General features: G+C 47.9%; 14 protein-coding genes and 1 pseudogene. 5 read left to right on the forward strand and 10 right to left on the reverse strand.

Annotation, left to right across the window (positions count from 1 at the left end; genetic code table 11):
- Positions 1 to 99 precede the first annotated feature (99 nt).
- The 5 genes and pseudogenes from merA to HMPREF3139_RS00985 all read right to left on the reverse strand — a co-directional run bounded on the left by merA (position 100) and on the right by HMPREF3139_RS00985 (position 7,019).
- Entirely contained in the window at positions 100 to 1,740 is a 1,641-nt protein-coding gene (merA, locus tag HMPREF3139_RS00965) for a mercury(II) reductase (RefSeq protein ID WP_001031935.1), read from the reverse strand.
- 28 nt (positions 1,741 to 1,768) lie between these two features.
- A complete protein-coding gene (gene merR, locus HMPREF3139_RS00970; RefSeq protein WP_001863748.1) occupies positions 1,769 to 2,161 on the reverse strand; it encodes an Hg(II)-responsive transcriptional regulator in 393 nt (130 codons plus the stop codon).
- Between the two features lie 197 nt (positions 2,162 to 2,358).
- A complete protein-coding gene (locus HMPREF3139_RS00975) occupies positions 2,359 to 2,640 on the reverse strand; it encodes a helix-turn-helix domain-containing protein (protein ID WP_070459603.1) in 282 nt (93 codons plus the stop codon).
- A gap of 125 nt (positions 2,641 to 2,765) precedes the next feature.
- The gene (gene adhE / locus HMPREF3139_RS00980) at positions 2,766 to 5,381 is read right to left on the reverse strand and encodes a bifunctional acetaldehyde-CoA/alcohol dehydrogenase (RefSeq protein ID WP_070459607.1); all 2,616 of its coding nucleotides are present in this window, start codon (positions 5,379 to 5,381) and stop codon (positions 2,766 to 2,768) included.
- 317 nt (positions 5,382 to 5,698) lie between these two features.
- Positions 5,699 to 7,019: pseudogene (locus HMPREF3139_RS00985) on the reverse strand (MFS transporter).
- Positions 7,020 to 7,365: 346 nt separating this feature from the next.
- Here HMPREF3139_RS00985 and HMPREF3139_RS00990 point away from each other — a divergent pair.
- Together HMPREF3139_RS00990 and HMPREF3139_RS00995 are read left to right on the forward strand one after the other, a co-directional pair.
- Complete coding sequence (locus tag HMPREF3139_RS00990; RefSeq protein WP_070459610.1) at positions 7,366 to 8,739, forward strand: Na+/H+ antiporter family protein; 1,374 nt, start codon at positions 7,366 to 7,368, stop codon at positions 8,737 to 8,739.
- Between the two features lies 1 nt (position 8,740).
- Positions 8,741 to 8,968, forward strand: coding sequence for a SlyX family protein (locus tag HMPREF3139_RS00995; RefSeq protein WP_003684644.1), 228 nt, complete (start codon positions 8,741 to 8,743; stop codon positions 8,966 to 8,968).
- Between the two features lie 102 nt (positions 8,969 to 9,070).
- Here HMPREF3139_RS00995 and lysA read toward each other — a convergent pair whose 3' ends face one another.
- Both lysA and HMPREF3139_RS01005 read right to left on the reverse strand, forming a co-directional pair.
- On the reverse strand, positions 9,071 to 10,291 hold the full coding sequence (gene lysA, locus HMPREF3139_RS01000; RefSeq protein WP_070459614.1) for a diaminopimelate decarboxylase: 1,221 nt from the start codon (positions 10,289 to 10,291) through the stop codon (positions 9,071 to 9,073).
- A 16-nt stretch (positions 10,292 to 10,307) separates the two neighbouring features.
- Entirely contained in the window at positions 10,308 to 10,478 is a 171-nt protein-coding gene (locus tag HMPREF3139_RS01005; RefSeq protein ID WP_036472795.1) for an LPS translocon maturation chaperone LptM, read from the reverse strand.
- Between the two features lie 71 nt (positions 10,479 to 10,549).
- Between HMPREF3139_RS01005 and cyaY the strand changes: the two genes are divergently transcribed.
- From cyaY to HMPREF3139_RS01020, 3 genes are all read left to right on the forward strand, one after another.
- The gene (cyaY, locus tag HMPREF3139_RS01010) at positions 10,550 to 10,873 is read left to right on the forward strand and encodes an iron donor protein CyaY (RefSeq protein WP_070459616.1); all 324 of its coding nucleotides are present in this window, start codon (positions 10,550 to 10,552) and stop codon (positions 10,871 to 10,873) included.
- Between the two features lie 54 nt (positions 10,874 to 10,927).
- On the forward strand, positions 10,928 to 11,434 hold the full coding sequence (luxS, locus tag HMPREF3139_RS01015) for an S-ribosylhomocysteine lyase (RefSeq protein WP_004518928.1): 507 nt from the start codon (positions 10,928 to 10,930) through the stop codon (positions 11,432 to 11,434).
- A gap of 155 nt (positions 11,435 to 11,589) precedes the next feature.
- Positions 11,590 to 12,933 carry a hypothetical protein gene (locus tag HMPREF3139_RS01020; protein WP_234396206.1) on the forward strand — a complete coding sequence of 448 codons (1,344 nt, stop codon included), beginning with the start codon at positions 11,590 to 11,592 and terminating at the stop codon, positions 12,931 to 12,933.
- A 110-nt stretch (positions 12,934 to 13,043) separates the two neighbouring features.
- Here HMPREF3139_RS01020 and HMPREF3139_RS01025 read toward each other — a convergent pair whose 3' ends face one another.
- The 3 genes from HMPREF3139_RS01025 to HMPREF3139_RS01035 are packed head-to-tail and all read right to left on the reverse strand — an operon-like array spanning position 13,044 to position 15,060.
- A complete protein-coding gene (locus tag HMPREF3139_RS01025) occupies positions 13,044 to 13,733 on the reverse strand; it encodes a hypothetical protein (RefSeq protein ID WP_070459619.1) in 690 nt (229 codons plus the stop codon).
- The gene (locus HMPREF3139_RS01030) at positions 13,715 to 14,773 is read right to left on the reverse strand and encodes a beta-ketoacyl synthase N-terminal-like domain-containing protein (RefSeq protein ID WP_070459620.1); all 1,059 of its coding nucleotides are present in this window, start codon (positions 14,771 to 14,773) and stop codon (positions 13,715 to 13,717) included. Before HMPREF3139_RS01030 ends, HMPREF3139_RS01025 begins: the two co-directional genes overlap by 19 nt.
- On the reverse strand, positions 14,770 to 15,060 hold the full coding sequence (locus tag HMPREF3139_RS01035) for an acyl carrier protein (protein WP_003748215.1): 291 nt from the start codon (positions 15,058 to 15,060) through the stop codon (positions 14,770 to 14,772). The genes HMPREF3139_RS01030 and HMPREF3139_RS01035 overlap by 4 nt, the downstream gene beginning before the upstream one ends.
- Between the last annotated feature and the right edge of the window lie 98 nt (positions 15,061 to 15,158).

Genomic DNA, 15,158 nt, shown 5'->3' on the forward strand with positions numbered 1-15,158 from the left:
TTGGAAACAGGGTTTTCAGACGACCTTTTTAAGGTAGATTGAGCTGTCTACATTACAGACCTCAAATAACTTAAATCTCAAAATCCTAAAAAAGTTCCCTTAGCCTGCACAACAAGATAATTTCGAAATATCTTTATCGAACGTAAGTGCAACTAATTTTAGCCCTTCAGCCATTGTTAAATATGGTGCTAGGGTTTCTGTTAAATCTTCTATCGTTAAGCCAAATTTAACAGCTAATGATGCTGCATAGATGACATCTCCTGCATTTTCAGATACAATATGAACCCCTAATACTTTTAGTGTTTCTGCATCTGCTACTAGTTTAAATACACCGGTTGTTTCACGGTTTACAATTGCTCTTGGAACAGCATCTAAAGGTAATACAGATGTCTTCACATCATACCCTTTCTCTTTTGCTTGTTCTTCTGTTAAACCAACCGTTGCAACCGTCGGATTCGTAAACGTAACAGCAGGAACTACCGATAAATCTATTTTTTTGTTTAATCCACCAATAGCATTATCAGTAATAATTCCACCTTCATAGGCTGCTACATATACAAATTGTGGTCCTAAAGTCACATCTCCTGCTGCATAAATCTTTTCATTACTTGTTTGACCAAAATCATTGATCAGGATTTCATTATTTTTTCCAGTTTCAACACCTGCTGCACTTAAATTTAAAGAATCCGTATTTGGTTTTCTTCCAGTGGCAACAAGTAACTGATCTGATTCAATGACTTCTCTACTGCCATTTACTGTTACGTAAACCCTTTTTATCTCTCCACTTTGTTCAACACGCTCAAAAGTTGCCCCTTTGACAAGGTTTATACCCTGTTCAATTAACGCTTTTTCAACTGACTCTGAAATCTCAGGATCATACTCCTTTAAAAGTCGCTCACTTCTTTGCATAAGCGTTATTTCTGAACCTAAATGATGAAATAGTTGTCCAAGCTCCATTCCAATGTATCCTGAACCAATTACAGTTAATCGTTTTGGTATTTTCTTTAACTCAAGAAGTGTTGTACTAGTTAAATAGTCCATTTTTTCAAGTCCTGAAATTTGGGGCAACGAAGGCGATGCACCTGTTGCAATTAAAAAGCGTTTTGCAGATAACTTTGCCCCATTGACCTCAACCGTACTAGCATCAACGAATTTTGCTTCACCTTTAATTAAATCAAAATTATATTCATCAATTAAATCCATATATTTTTGATTCCGAAGTTCGCTCACCAATTTATCCTTTTGCGTGATTAAACTAGCTAAATCCACTTCTCCAGCGGATGTTTGTAAACCTATAAACGGATTGTCTTTTGATAAATGATTGATTTCCCCTGCCCTAAGAAGAGTTTTTGACGGAACACAGCCAATATTCACACAGGTTCCCCCAACCGTTCCACGCTCAATCATTCCAACTTTTGCACCGTATTCTATAGCTTTAATTGCCGAAGAAAAGGCAGCAGCACCAGAACCAATAATAAGAAGGTCATAATTGTCTTCATTAATTAACGCCACGTTTTCTAGTGATGATACTTCTTCAATTTCTCCGGCTTGGTAATTTGCTTCATCAATCGCCTTTATTGCACTTTCAACCTCAATATCATCGGGCAGTTCAAATACTGCTTCACCACGACGATAACTAGACTCAATATTTTTAGCACCTATCTTTTCAAGTGCTGATTCTACGTGTTTTTCACAACCCGTACATGTCATTCCTGAAATGTTTACCTTAAATTTATTCATAAAAAAGCTCCTTTCGTTAATTAATCTCTCATGTTAATGTTTCTATTATTGGACACGAATGTAATTGCTTTTCATCTGGACATCGTTGTTTTAAGTCGTCTAACATAGTTTCAATTCGTTTTAAATCCTCTATTTGTTTTTGCACTTCCTTTTGTTTTTTAGAAACAAATTCGAACATATCTTGACAACGAACTTCATCTTTATCTACAACACCAAGTAATTTATAAATCTCGCTTAAAGAGAAACCAAGTTCCTGTATTCGTTTAATAAACCCAACACGCTTAACGTCATCATATGAATATATCCGATAACCAGCTTCCGTTCGGTGAGGTTCTTGTAATAAATTTTTTCGCTCGTAATATCTGATCGTTTCTTTATTAACTCCACATTTATCTGCAAACTCACTAATGCGATAAATCATCTTATTTCACCCCCTGAATATTATAAACCATGTACCATAGTACACGGTCAAGTAAATTGGACTATTTTATTTTTTTCCCAAAGTATCACTCGTATGTGATTGATACTTTTATATAATACTATTGATTATCCTAACATCCCACCAGAAAATCCGATTTAAACACCAGTTGTTTTTAAACTATTAAGAAAGTAATTCCACTATATATTCCGAAGACCCAAAAAACCATACGAATCAGTTAGATTCATTATCACAGTTCCCGTCATTAACATAGCCCTTAAAAGTTCAGGCAAAGAAATATCTAATGCGCTAGCCAAACGAATAAGATTTAATAGGGCGGGGTTACGCTCTCCACGTTCTATCATTCCGATATAAGTCCGGTACATATTCACTTTTTCAGCCAATGCTTCCTGACTTAAATCCTGGAGTTGTCTTAAATAACGAACATGTTTGCCAAATTGTTTTAAAATTTCTGATTTCATGATGACTATTCTTAATGTTTGCAAATTAAATTCCACATACAATAAGTATCAACTTTAGTTCTAATACAAAAGGCCGTCTGAAACCCTATATTCAGGTTTCAGACGGCCTTTTTAACTGCCCGATTTTATTCGCCGTAGTAGGCTTTGGTCAGGATTTCTTCCATATCGGCCACCATGGCGAGGCGTGGGTTGGCCGGGGTGCATTGGTCTTCAAAAGACATCATGGCCAGCTCTTTTCTGCCGTCGAGGAAGGTTTTCTCATCGATGCCCTGCTCTTTCAACGACATTTTGATGCCGACGTTGACCGCCAGTTCGTGGCAGGCGCGGGCGAAGGATTCGACACCTTCTACCGGTGTGCTGCATGGCAAGCCTAAAGTACGGGCGATTTCTTGATATTTCAGGTCGGCTTTGTAGTAGTTGTACTTCGGCCAAGTGGCGGTTTTCTGCGGACGCGTACCGTTGTAGCGGATGACGTGCGGCAGCAGGATGGCGTTGGCACGACCGTGCGGAACGTGATATTTGCCGCCGATTTTGTGTGCCATCGAGTGGTTGATACCCAAGAACGCATTGGCAAACGCCATGCCTGCGATGGTGGAGGCATTGTGCATATGCTCGCGCGCTTCGGGATCAGCCGCACCGTGTTTGTAGGAGCGTTCGAGGTATTGGAACACGAGCTTGATGGCTTGCAGGGCGAGGCCGTCTGTAAAATCGTTCGCCAGTACGGAAACGTATGCTTCTACGGCGTGAGTCAGTACGTCCAAACCGGTGTCGGCGGTTACGCCTGCCGGAACGGTCATGGTAAACGCAGGATCGACAATCGAAATGGTCGGTGTCAGCGAGTAGTCGGCAATCGGATATTTTTTGTCGCCATCGCTGATGACGGTAAACGGTGTCACTTCGGAGCCTGTGCCCGATGTGGTAGGGATGCCGATAAATTTGGCTTTGCGGCCCAATTCAGGGAAGCGGAACGCGCGTTTTCGGATGTCCATGAATTTTTGCACCAAGTCTTCAAAATCGACTTGCGGCTGCTCGTAGAAGAGCCACATGGCTTTAGCCGCGTCCATCGGCGAGCCGCCGCCCAGCGCGATAATGGTGTCGGGCTGGAAGCTGCGCATCAAATCCGTGCCTTTATAGACGGTTTGGACGCTCGGATCGGCTTCAACATCGGTAAACAGCTGGATGGTCACTTTGTTTTTGCGTTGATGCAGTTGGTGGGTGATTTTATCGACAAAGCCCAGATCAACCATCGAACGGTCGGTCACAATCATGACTTTTTCGCAGTCTTTCATGTCTTGCAGATATTGGATGGAATCTCGTTCAAAATAGATTTTGGCGGGCACTTTGAACCATTGCATGTTGTTTCTCCGACGGCCTACTTTTTTGATGTTTAACAGATTGACTGCGCTGACGTTGCCGCCGACGGCGTTTTTACCGTAAGAGCCGCAACCGAGGGTCAGAGAAGGCAGGAAGGCGTTGTACACGTCGCCGATGCCGCCGAAGGTGGAAGGCGAATTCCAAATCACGCGTAGGGCTTTGACGCGGGAGCCGAACGTTTTGACCAATTCTTCGTTAGCGGTATGGATGGCGGCGGAGTGTCCCAAGCCGTCAAAGGCAACCATTTCTTCGGCGAACTTCAAACCTTGTTCGGTCGAATCCGCCTTAATCATGGCCAAAACAGGCGAAAGTTTTTCGCGGGTCAGCGGCTCGTTCGGGCCGACTTCTCGGCATTCGGCGATGATGATGTTGGTTTTTTCAGGTACTTTAAACCCGGCCTGCTCAGCAATCCATGTTGCCGGTTTGCCCACTACCGCAGAATTGAGTTTCGCACCGCCGCAGCTGACGCAATTCGCCGTTACGCCGAAGATAAACTCTTCAAGCATGGCTTTTTCTTTTTTGTTGGCAAAGTACACGCCGTAGGATTTGAATTCTTCGGCCAACTCTTTGTAAATCTCTTTATCGGCAATCACCGCTTGCTCGCTGGCGCACACCATGCCGTTGTCGAAAGATTTCGACATCACAATATCGTGTGCTACCTGTTTGATGTCCGCCGTTTTTTCAACATAAGCAGGTACGTTGCCCGCCCCGACGCCGAGCGCAGGTTTGCCGCAAGAATACGCGGCTTCCACCATCGCATTGCCGCCTGTCGCCAAAATCGTTGCCACGCCCGGATGCTTCATCAGCGCGGAAGTGCCTTCCATAGACGGCTTTTCAATCCACTGGATACAGTTTTCCGGCGCACCGGCCGCAATCGCCGCATCGCGCACGATACGCGCTGCATGGGCGGAACACTGCTGGGCGGACGGATGGAACGAGAAAATAATCGGATTGCGGGTTTTCAGCGCAATCAAGGATTTGAAAATGGTGGTGGAGGTCGGATTGGTGGTCGGCACGATACCGCAAACCACGCCGACCGGATCGGCAATTTCAGTAATACCGGTTACATCGTTTTCGCTGATGACGCCTACGGTTTTCAAATCGCGCAGGCGGCGCACGACGTTTTCGCAGGCAAACAGGTTTTTCGTCGCCTTATCTTCAAACACGCCGCGTCCCGTTTCTTCCACCGCGTGCATGGCGAGCACACCATGTTTGTCCAGCGCGGCGATAGAGGCTTTGGCCACAATAAAGTCAATCTGCTCCTGATCGAGCTTAAGAAACTCGTCCAATGCCCGTAAACCCTTGTCAACCAGGCTGTTTACCTCGGCTACGGCTGGGCTGACGACGTTGTCGGCTGATGCGTTCATGGTGTATCTCCTTAATAAAAGGTGGCAATAAGGTCAATAAATTTTCACTACGATAACTATAGGTAATTTAGTTACATTTTGCTTTGACCTACATCACAAACCATGATTGAACTTTTCAGACGGCCATTTTATCGTTTATTCATTTTAATTCTTTGAAGTATAATATTTTTATCTACGCAAAAACAAAGACGGTTATTCTTCGTCGCTTTCCTCGATAATTAAGATAAAAACAGAAAATCGATGTATTAAAATTACAAACGTAAATGAAAAAGGCCGTCTGAAAATATTTTTCAGACGGCCTTTTTCATGTCTATCTTTTATTGGCTGATGTCTTCCAGCGTACGGCCTTTGGTTTCTTCACCCAATACCAAGATTACCGCCACAATCAGCAGCATAACCAGCGCGAACATCATAAAGATATTGCCGAAGCCGCCGCTGTTGCCCACCATCGCCGCCACCACCATGGGCGCGAGTATGCCGCCGATGCGGCCGATGGCGCCTGCCCAGCCGGATGCGAAAGCACGGAAGCGCAAGGGGTAGAGCTCAGGGGTGTTGGTGGTACAAAACGCCCCATGCGCCCAAGTTGAAGAAGGACATCAGGCTGCCCCAAATCATGACTTCGGCAGCAGTGGTGCTTTGCCCGAAAAACCATGCGCACACGGCGCACGCGGCCAAAAAGCCTGCCAGCGTTGCTTTGCGGCCGATTCTTTCCACCAAAGCCGCGGCGGCAATATAGCCGGGCAGTTGCGCAACAATCATTACCAGCACATATTCAAAGGTTTTGACCACGGTATTGCCCTGCTCGACCAGCAGTTTGGGCAACCAAGTAAAAATGCCGTAATACGAAAACACAATGCCGAACCAAACCAGCCACATCATCAGCGTACGCCGTGCAAACGGATGTTGCCAAAGTTGGAAGAAGCGGATGCGTCCGCGCGGGGCAGCCGGTGCAGCAACGGCTTCTGTCGGCGGCGCTATGCCCGATTGAATTTCCAGCGCGGATACCAAACGGTGCGCTTCGTTGGTTTTGCCGCGGGAAAGCAGGTAAGGCACGGATTCGGGAACGAATTTCAACACCAACGGCACATAAAACAGGGGCAAGGCGCCGAATAAAAACGCGCTGTGCCAGCCGGTTTGCGGAATAAAGAAATAAGATACCAGCGCGGCCGAGAGCCAGCCCAAGCCCCAAAAGCTTTCCAGCAACACAATAAAACGGCCGCGTACTTTCGGCGGCGCATATTCGCTGACCAGCGACACGGCAACGGGCAGTTGGCCGCCCAAACCGACGCCGACAAAAAAGCGGCACACCAGCAAAACCGTCAAATCAGGTGCAAACGCACACAAACCTGTGGCAATGCTGTACACCACCATCGTGCCGGCAAAAACGGTTTTCCGTCCGAACCTGTCCGCCAGCCAGCCGCTGAATACCGCGCCCAGAGCCATGCCGACAAAGGCAATGCTGACAATCCAGCCCAACTGCGCCGGAGCCAGCGCCCAATCTTTGCCCAAAGCCGGCAATACAAACGATACCAAACCGGTATCCATGGCATCAAACAGCCAGCCTATTCCGACCAAGACCAGAAGTTTGTAATGAAAGTGGGAAGGCGGCAGATTGTGCAGCCGCGTCAGAATATCCATAGTTTCTTTCCTTTGTTTGTATGATTGAATTGGGTTTTAGCAATAAATGCTTTAATTTCAGTGACAAACCTGAAACCGAGACATTGTGTCGATTTTAACATTGGTACCATATGCAAAGAATAGGAAGCACGTGTTTTTTAGATATTTTTATCGCCAGAACCGTACGCCCTATTAAAACTCTGAATAAGGGTTCACGGCAGGCCGTCTGAAACCGATGGTCTGTTTTTCAGACGGCCTGCCGTTTTTTGCAAAGGCTTCATGCTTGGGTTATGATGTTTATTTGTAATATGTAAACAGATGATTGCCTGTTTTTACATAACAGGCCGTCTGAACAACGGAGAACGATATGAATGCGGTTGTAATTGCGGTCATCATCATGCTTGTGCTGTCTTTATCGCGCGTGCATGTGGTACTCAGCTTGGCTGTCGGCGCGTTTGTCGGCGGCTTGGTGGCCGGTATGCCTTTGGAGAATGTAACCAACGCGGCCGGCGATGTGGTGCAGCAAGGGATTATTCCTGTTTTTAACGAAGGTCTGAAAGGCGGGGCGCAAATCGCGCTGTCTTATGCCATGCTCGGCGCGTTTGCCATGGCCATCACGCATTCCGGTCTGCCGCAACAGCTCGCCGGCGTGATTATCCGCAAGCTCAACGGCGGCGAAGGCAATGCGAAAGGCGAAGGCGCGGTCAAATGGCTGCTGCTGGCGATTATTTTGTGCATGGGCGTGATGAGCCAAAACGTTGTGCCGATTCATATTGCGTTTATCCCGATGATTATTCCGCCGCTGCTGTTGGTGTTCAACCGTTTGAAACTCGACCGCCGCTTGGTGGCCTGCGTGATTACGTTTGGCTTGGTAACGACTTATATGTTCCTGCCTTACGGTTTCGGCGCCATCTTCTTGAACGACATCATGTTGGGCAATATCCGCTCGGCAGGCATGGACACCAGCGGCATCAATGTGATGCACGCAATGGCAATTCCGGCTTTGGGCATGGTGTCCGGCTTGCTGCTGGCCTTTTTGCACTACCGCAAACCACGCATTTATCAAAACAATACCACTGACACGGAAGACAACCGTGCGGCAGTGCAACAACAAGAGCCTTCAACCTATCGCAGCTTGGTAGCTGCCGTAGCGATTGCCGTGTGTTTTGCCATTCAGCTTTTGTATGATAGTTCGCTGGTATTGGGCGCGATGTTGGGCTTTGCCGTGTTTATGATGTTGGGCGTGATGAACCGCTCCGCTGCCAGCGATGTGTTCGGCGAAGGCATCAAAATGATGGCGATGGTCGGCTTTATTATGATTGCGGCGCAAGGTTTCGCCGCCGTCATGAACGCGACCGGCGAGATTCAGCCTTTGGTCGAACACAGCATGGCTTTGTTCGGAAGCAATAAAGGCATGGCCGCCTTTACCATGCTGTTTGTCGGCCTGCTGGTAACCATGGGCATCGGCTCGTCTTTCTCCACCTTGCCGATTATTACTGCGATTTATGTGCCTTTGTGCATCAGCTTGGGCTTCTCCCCAATGGCTACCGTGGCCATTGTCGGCACAGCAGGCGCGCTGGGCGATGCGGGTTCCCCCGCTTCCGACTCGACACTCGGCCCGACCATGGGTCTGAACGCCGACGGTCAACACGACCACATCCGCGATTCGGTTATCCCGACCTTTATCCACTACAATATCCCGCTGATGGCTGCCGGCTGGATTGCCGCGATGGTGCTGTAATATGAGCGATATTCAGGAATTGGAACACCGCATCACCGAGCTGGAAATTCAGACGGCCTTGCAGGAAGATTTAATCGGCAGCCTGAACAACACCATCGCCAAGATGCAGCAGGCTTTAGATTTGCAGCAAGGCCAGTTGCGGCTTCTGTATCAACGGATGCAGGACAAAGGCGCAAACGGCGAACGCGAACCGTACAGCCTGCGCGATGAGATTCCGCCGCATTATTGATAAACTGAAAAAGGGCGTGTTTGATACATGCCCTTTTCTTTCATAACAAAGGCCGTCTGAAAGTCAATCAAACTTTCAGACGGCCTTTTAAACAATCAAACCTTACAAACAAGCCAATTCGTTGGCCATTTGCTGCTCGACGGTTTCACGTTGGCGGATAAGTTTGCATTCGTTGCCGTCAACCAATACTTCCGCCGCACGATTGCGCGTGTTGTAGTTGCTCGCCATGCTTGAGCCATACGCACCGGCGCTGCGGATAAGCAGCAAATCCCCTTCTTCACAGGCGATGGTGCGGTCTTTGCCAAGAAAGTCGCCGGTTTCGCAAATCGGGCCGACGATATTGGCCGTCAGAGGCTCAATGTCTTTGGTTTCGACCGCTTCGATGTGATGATAGGCATCATAAAGCGCCGGACGCATCAAATCGTTCATCGCCGCATCGACCATCACAAAGTTTTTCTCTTCGCCATGTTTGACGAATTCGACGCGCGTCAACAACGCACCTGCATTTCCGACCAAGCTGCGGCCGGGCTCAAGAACCAGTTTCAGACGGCGTGTACCCATCAGTTTTTGAACGGCTTGGGCATACGCGCCCAAATCAGGCACATTTTCATCTTGATAAACAATGCCGACACCACCGCCCAAGTCCAAGTGTTCTAACACAATGCCTTCAGCTACCAGTTGGTCAACCAAGGCCAAGATACGTTCGCAGGCTTCGACAAGCGGGCTGAGGTCGGTCAGTTGCGAGCCGATATGGCAGTCGATACCGACAATTTTCAAATGGCTTTGTCGGGAAGCATGACGATAAGCCTCAAGCGCATCGGCATAGGCAATACCGAATTTGTTGGCTTTCAGGCCGGTGGAGATATAAGGATGAGTTTTAGCGTCGACATCAGGGTTGACACGCAGGGAAACCGGAGCGACTTTACCCAAACGCGCGGCAACCTTTTGAATACGGTCGATTTCGGGAATGCTTTCCATATTGAAGCATTTCACGCCTGCATTCAACGCAAATTCAATTTCTGCCTCACTCTTGCCCACACCGGAAAAAATCGTTTTCGCCGCATCGCCGCCGGTCGCCAAAACACGCGCCAACTCGCCGCCGGACACAATGTCAAAACCGCTCCCCAACGAAGCAAAGTGCTTGATGATGCTCAGGTTACCATTCGCTTTCACTGCGTAGCAGACAAGCGGATTTAAAGCGGAAAACGCGGTTTGGTAGTTTTCAAATGCCTCGATCAGCGCAGATTTGCTGTACACATAAAGCGGCGTACCAAACTCTTCGGCAAGGTGTGTATAAGGGAGTTGTTCGCAGAATAAGGTCATGTTTCTGAAATCTTTTTTAATCGTTGGTTTGAGTGGTTGGTTCTTTGGCCGTATCGAATTTCAAGCCGGTTTGAATCACGCCGAAGCGCGCCTTGTCGCCTTCTTTGGGCAGGTAGAGGTCGCCTTTGTAGCCGCAGGCAGAGAGCAGCAGAGCCGTTGCCGCTGCAAAAAATACGCCGTATTTCATCAGTAAAACTTTCTTCATCATTACGAATGTGGCAAGATTCGGTATCTTAAACAAAAACCACACAAAAAGCCATGATGACCGAAAGCGAATTCATCCGCATGAGCGAAGAATTATTCGAACACATCGAAGACCAAATCGACGAAAACGGCTGGGATTTCGACTGCCAGTTTGCCGGAAACGTCCTGACCATCGAAGCGGCGGACGGCACGCAAATCATCGTCAACCGCCACACGCCCAACCAAGAATTGTGGATTGCAGCCAAAAGCGGCGGCTACCATTTCGCCGAGCAAAACGGCAAATGGCTGGCAACACGCGACAGCCGTGATTTCTACGATGTTTTGAACGAAGCACTGAGCGCGGCTTCGGGCGAAGCAGTTGAGATTGCGGAATTGTGATTCAGTCTTCAAATATCCCTAGCTAAAAATCTATTTACCTCAAAGGACACCCAAATGCCCCTACTAGACAGTTTCAAAGTCGACCACACCCGTATGCACGCCCCTGCCGTACGCGTGGCAAAAACCATGACCACGCCCAAAGGCGACACCATTACCGTGTTTGACCTGCGTTTCTGCATTCCCAACAAAGAAATCCTGCCTGAAAAAGGCATTCACACGCTGGAGCACCTGTTCGCCGGTTTTATGCGCGACCACTTAAACGGCAACGGCGTCGAAATCATCGACATTTCCCCGATGGGCTGCCGTACCGGTTTCTACATGAGCCTCATCGGTACGCCCGACGAGCAAAAAGTGGCCGACGCATGGCTCGCTTCAATGCAGGATGTTTTGACCGTTCAAGACCAAAGCAAAATCCCCGAGCTGAACGAATACCAATGCGGTACTTACCTGATGCACTCGCTTGCCGAAGCACACGAAATCGCCCAAAACGTTTTGGCACGCAAAGTCGCCGTCAATAAAAACGAAGAGCTGACATTGGACGAAAGCCTGTTGAACGCTTAATCCACCATGACAGCAAAGGTCGTCTGAAACTTTATATGACAAGTTTCAGACGGCCTAAGACCTTTTATTCCAATTTTCAACCTTTCAGCCACAGTTTTTACACCGCCTAAAAATAAGTTGGCGGATGCTGACAGTGTACATAGTATAATTACACTTTGAACAAACAACCTGATTCTATTGCCTTTATGAAACAGTTTTTCTGCAAAACCGCCATTGCCCTCAGCCTGACCCTCCCCGCCGCCGCCAACGCTGCCGAGTATGTCTGCAATGTTGAAGGCATTACCGTTTATACCTCACACCAGATCAACAATACCTGCCGCGTTACCGATTCGTACAGTCCAGTAGAAACAAATGTATTTCAAACAAACGCTGAGCAGCTAAATTTGAATTCGACTCTTACAGAACAACAAACAGATCCGAAATTGGTTGGAACACAGAACATTTTCGATAAAACAGGAGTAACAAACCAAAAAACTACTAGATCAACGGCTGATCACTATGTTCCTGTTATAGAAACACAAACGGCAATAGCTCCTGTTGAAACCAAGCAATATCCCGTTAATACTTTCGCCATATTCAATACCACACCTGTTGTTCAAATATACCCCTCTGCACCTATCGCTCAGGCACAAACTACCCCTCAGGAAAGTCATAGATCGGATAGCTTTTTCTCTCCTCATACCGAGCAGATATCTACCCAAACTCTCGCCGCCCCGAACGTGCACACTGACCAAGCTACCACCACCCAATTCCTGAATCATTCTCTAGATTTGGAGCCATTGGACAACAAGACAGCAAAAAGTACAACAGCCGAAGAACCGGCCACAACTGAAGTTACACACACAGAACAAACTGTTTCCAAAACATCGATAAACCGCACAACCAATATTAAAAAAACAGTAACCAAACCACTTAACGCTGAAAACTCTTCTGCATCGTCCGACAAAACCAATATATTAACAGGATCTACAACCGAGATTTTCGCACTGACAGACTCGGTCAAGCCGACCGAACCCATACCAGCGGCAGCAACTCCAACGAAGCCTACCAAAACCCCATTGCCCAAAGCATATGGACCAACCACTGATGCACTCTTCAGCGATAAAGATGTCGATAACGACATCAAAATTCTGCTAAATGGTCCGATCGGTGGCGTTACCAATACTGCCGCAGCTGCTAATCCGCGTCTGAATATCCTCCTACGCAACAGCATACAGAAACGCCAGGCCAAGCAAAATAGCCAGCAAGACATCCGCCGCAAAGCACCGATTCGTACCATTCCTGCAACCATTGCTGCACCACAACCCAAACCTAAAGAAACACGTAAACAGGTATTACAAGGGGAAATTCGCAACGAACAGGCCGCCATTACCCGCCTTCAAACACAGCTGAATGCGGCCAAACAAAAAGGCGATCAAATTAAAATCCAACAACTGACCCGTACCATCAACGCCCGTCAAGCGAATATCCGCGCTATTCAAGGTGAGATGTCTCGTTGATTGGTTTTTATACAAAAGGCCGTCTGAAAATATTTTCAGACGGCCTTTTTAATGGCTTATAACCTATTTACTTCAACAAACAAACTCATTCTCTAAAATCATTTTCCCCATCACGCCAAAGTATATTTCTTCACATCCCTACCCTCGTGCGCCATTACTGCTTCTAGCCAATCGGCGATATTTTGCCAATAATATTGCGGCTTTTCAGACGGCCTATCAGTCTGAGTACCTTCATCATTCAACACAACGGGAACACCCTGCTCTGCACCGTTTTCAAGCAAAATCCAAATACTGCCTTCATGGGTATCGGCACGGACTGCTTGATGTTCATATGCCCAACCAACCGCAGCTTGTCCGCCATTTTGCACAGATTGCATCGCCAGTAATAATGGATGAAAGCAAGTATCCATATTATTGTCGGCAACAACGACCAAAGTTGCACCATGCGTGCCTAAAGCTTGCGCGGCATGAAAAACGGGGGAGTTGTGCAGGTTGGCAATAAAGTCAAACGGCATCGCGGCGTGATGGTTCAGCACATTGTCTGCCATTTTTTCAAACACGGATGGCGAAGAAAACGGCGTACCGAGAAAAACAGCGCAATCAGAGCAGATTTCGCTTTGTTCCTTCAGTTGCCCTGCACCAAGCGCGGCAATCAAACTCAAACGGCTGAGGCGGCGGGTATCTATACCGCTTTGCTGCTTTAAGGTTTGTTTGAGGATTTTGCCGCTGGTGCCGGCGTCAGTATCAAAACGCACAGCGGCAGTAATACGGATATTAGAATTTACGGTTGCCATTGCCATACCAAAGATGTGTTGCTGCCGCCAAAACCAAATTGATTGGCCAAACAAAAAAAACCGCCTTTTTGTGAAGCCGCGCATTCGGAAAAACGAATTTCCCGCCCCTGATAATCGCTGCTTCCACCTTGTTTTAAAGCGGATAAAAGCAGGGCTGTTTCAAGGGCTGCCGTTGCGCCAAGCGTGTGTCCGATTTGCGGCTTGAATGCCATCAAAGGGGGCAGTGTACCGAATATATTTTCCAGTGCGGCCAATTCGGCGGCATCGCTGTCAGCCGTGCCGATGCCGTGTGTTTTAACGACCGCAATGCTTTCAGGAGCGATGCCTGCAACACCCAAAGCGCGTCGCATCACCTGCTCTTGTGCTTGGCCATCGCTTTGAATCAGGTCATTGCCTGTATTGGCGGCGTGTCCGATAAGTTTCAGACGGCCTGAAGAAGATTCGGGAGCAGCGGAAGATAAAGCAAGCGCGGCAACACCTTCGCCTAAAATCAAACCATTTCCGCCAAAAGGCCGATACTGCTCGGCCAGCAAACCCAAGCTGTGAAAATGCAGCAAAGTCAGCCGGTTGAGGTTTTCAATACCAAGCACAAAGGCGCGCTCCGCCCCGCCGCGCAAACAATTATCCGCCTGAATCAGCGCATGGGCAGATGAAGTGCAGGCAGTAGCGAAACTGAAAATCTGCCTATTGCCGCTGCGCCGGCGCAAATCTTCGGCAAGATAAAGCAGATTGTGTTCCTCTACCGCCCTATTACCCGCAAAATGGCGGTTTTCATATTCGGAGATGGAATAGGAACTGGAACCGATAAACACCGGCGCATCATGCCAGCTTTCAGACGGCCAGCCTGCATTTTCGGCGGCTCGGCGCAAATGTTGTTCGGCAATATTCGCAAATTCCTTCCGCCCCAAACTGTCGCCGGCGAATGCACGAAAATAAGCAGCCTGCTGCGGTTGATTTAAAAACATATAAGACACCGTATCAGGACGTCTGAAATCCGTTTGCGGATTCAAGGCAGAAGTGGCCGCCGTACCGCAAACCCAACTCACGCGCCATGCTCCGCACGGATAAACGCCGCCAAATCGCGTACGCACATCATATGTTTGCGCACCATCCGGTCGCCCTGTAGGCGCACTTGGAAATACTGTTGCAAGGCAACGCTGATTTGCAGCGCATCAAGCGAATCCAAACCGACCGGACTGTCATCGCCAAACAAAAGTGCATCGTCGGTGAAATCATCCATATCCACATCGTCGGCCTTATCGGCTTCTTGCACGATTAACTTTTTCAATTCCGCTTCCAGCTCGTGCTCGGCCAGTGTAAAGGTGTAAGACATTTTTTAAACTCCCATTTTTATATCATGAAGCAACAACTTGTTTGAGCGAAACTCGTTACACTCGTTTTAGCGAAACTCGCTACGCTCGTTTTCAGACG

The organism is Neisseria sp. HMSC15G01 (genome assembly GCF_001808255.1).
GTDB lineage: Bacteria > Pseudomonadota > Gammaproteobacteria > Burkholderiales > Neisseriaceae > Neisseria > Neisseria subflava_A.

Excerpts from the sequence above, each read along its gene's own strand:
- HMPREF3139_RS00990 (WP_070459610.1), top strand. The coding sequence starts at position 7,366 with ATGAATGCGGTTGTAATTGCGGTCATCATCATGCTTGTGCTGTCTTTA.
- HMPREF3139_RS01025 (WP_070459619.1), bottom strand. The coding sequence starts at position 13,733 with ATGGCAATGGCAACCGTAAATTCTAATATCCGTATTACTGCCGCTGTG.
- cyaY (WP_070459616.1), top strand. The coding sequence starts at position 10,550 with ATGATGACCGAAAGCGAATTCATCCGCATGAGCGAAGAATTATTCGAA.
- HMPREF3139_RS00975 (WP_070459603.1), bottom strand. The coding sequence starts at position 2,640 with ATGAAATCAGAAATTTTAAAACAATTTGGCAAACATGTTCGTTATTTA.
- lysA (WP_070459614.1), bottom strand. The coding sequence starts at position 10,291 with ATGACCTTATTCTGCGAACAACTCCCTTATACACACCTTGCCGAAGAG.
- merA (WP_001031935.1), bottom strand. The coding sequence starts at position 1,740 with ATGAATAAATTTAAGGTAAACATTTCAGGAATGACATGTACGGGTTGT.
- luxS (WP_004518928.1), top strand. The coding sequence starts at position 10,928 with ATGCCCCTACTAGACAGTTTCAAAGTCGACCACACCCGTATGCACGCC.
- adhE (WP_070459607.1), bottom strand. The coding sequence starts at position 5,381 with ATGAACGCATCAGCCGACAACGTCGTCAGCCCAGCCGTAGCCGAGGTA.
- HMPREF3139_RS01035 (WP_003748215.1), bottom strand. The coding sequence starts at position 15,060 with ATGTCTTACACCTTTACACTGGCCGAGCACGAGCTGGAAGCGGAATTG.
- HMPREF3139_RS01005 (WP_036472795.1), bottom strand. The coding sequence starts at position 10,478 with ATGAAATACGGCGTATTTTTTGCAGCGGCAACGGCTCTGCTGCTCTCT.
- HMPREF3139_RS00995 (WP_003684644.1), top strand. The coding sequence starts at position 8,741 with ATGAGCGATATTCAGGAATTGGAACACCGCATCACCGAGCTGGAAATT.
- merR (WP_001863748.1), bottom strand. The coding sequence starts at position 2,161 with ATGATTTATCGCATTAGTGAGTTTGCAGATAAATGTGGAGTTAATAAA.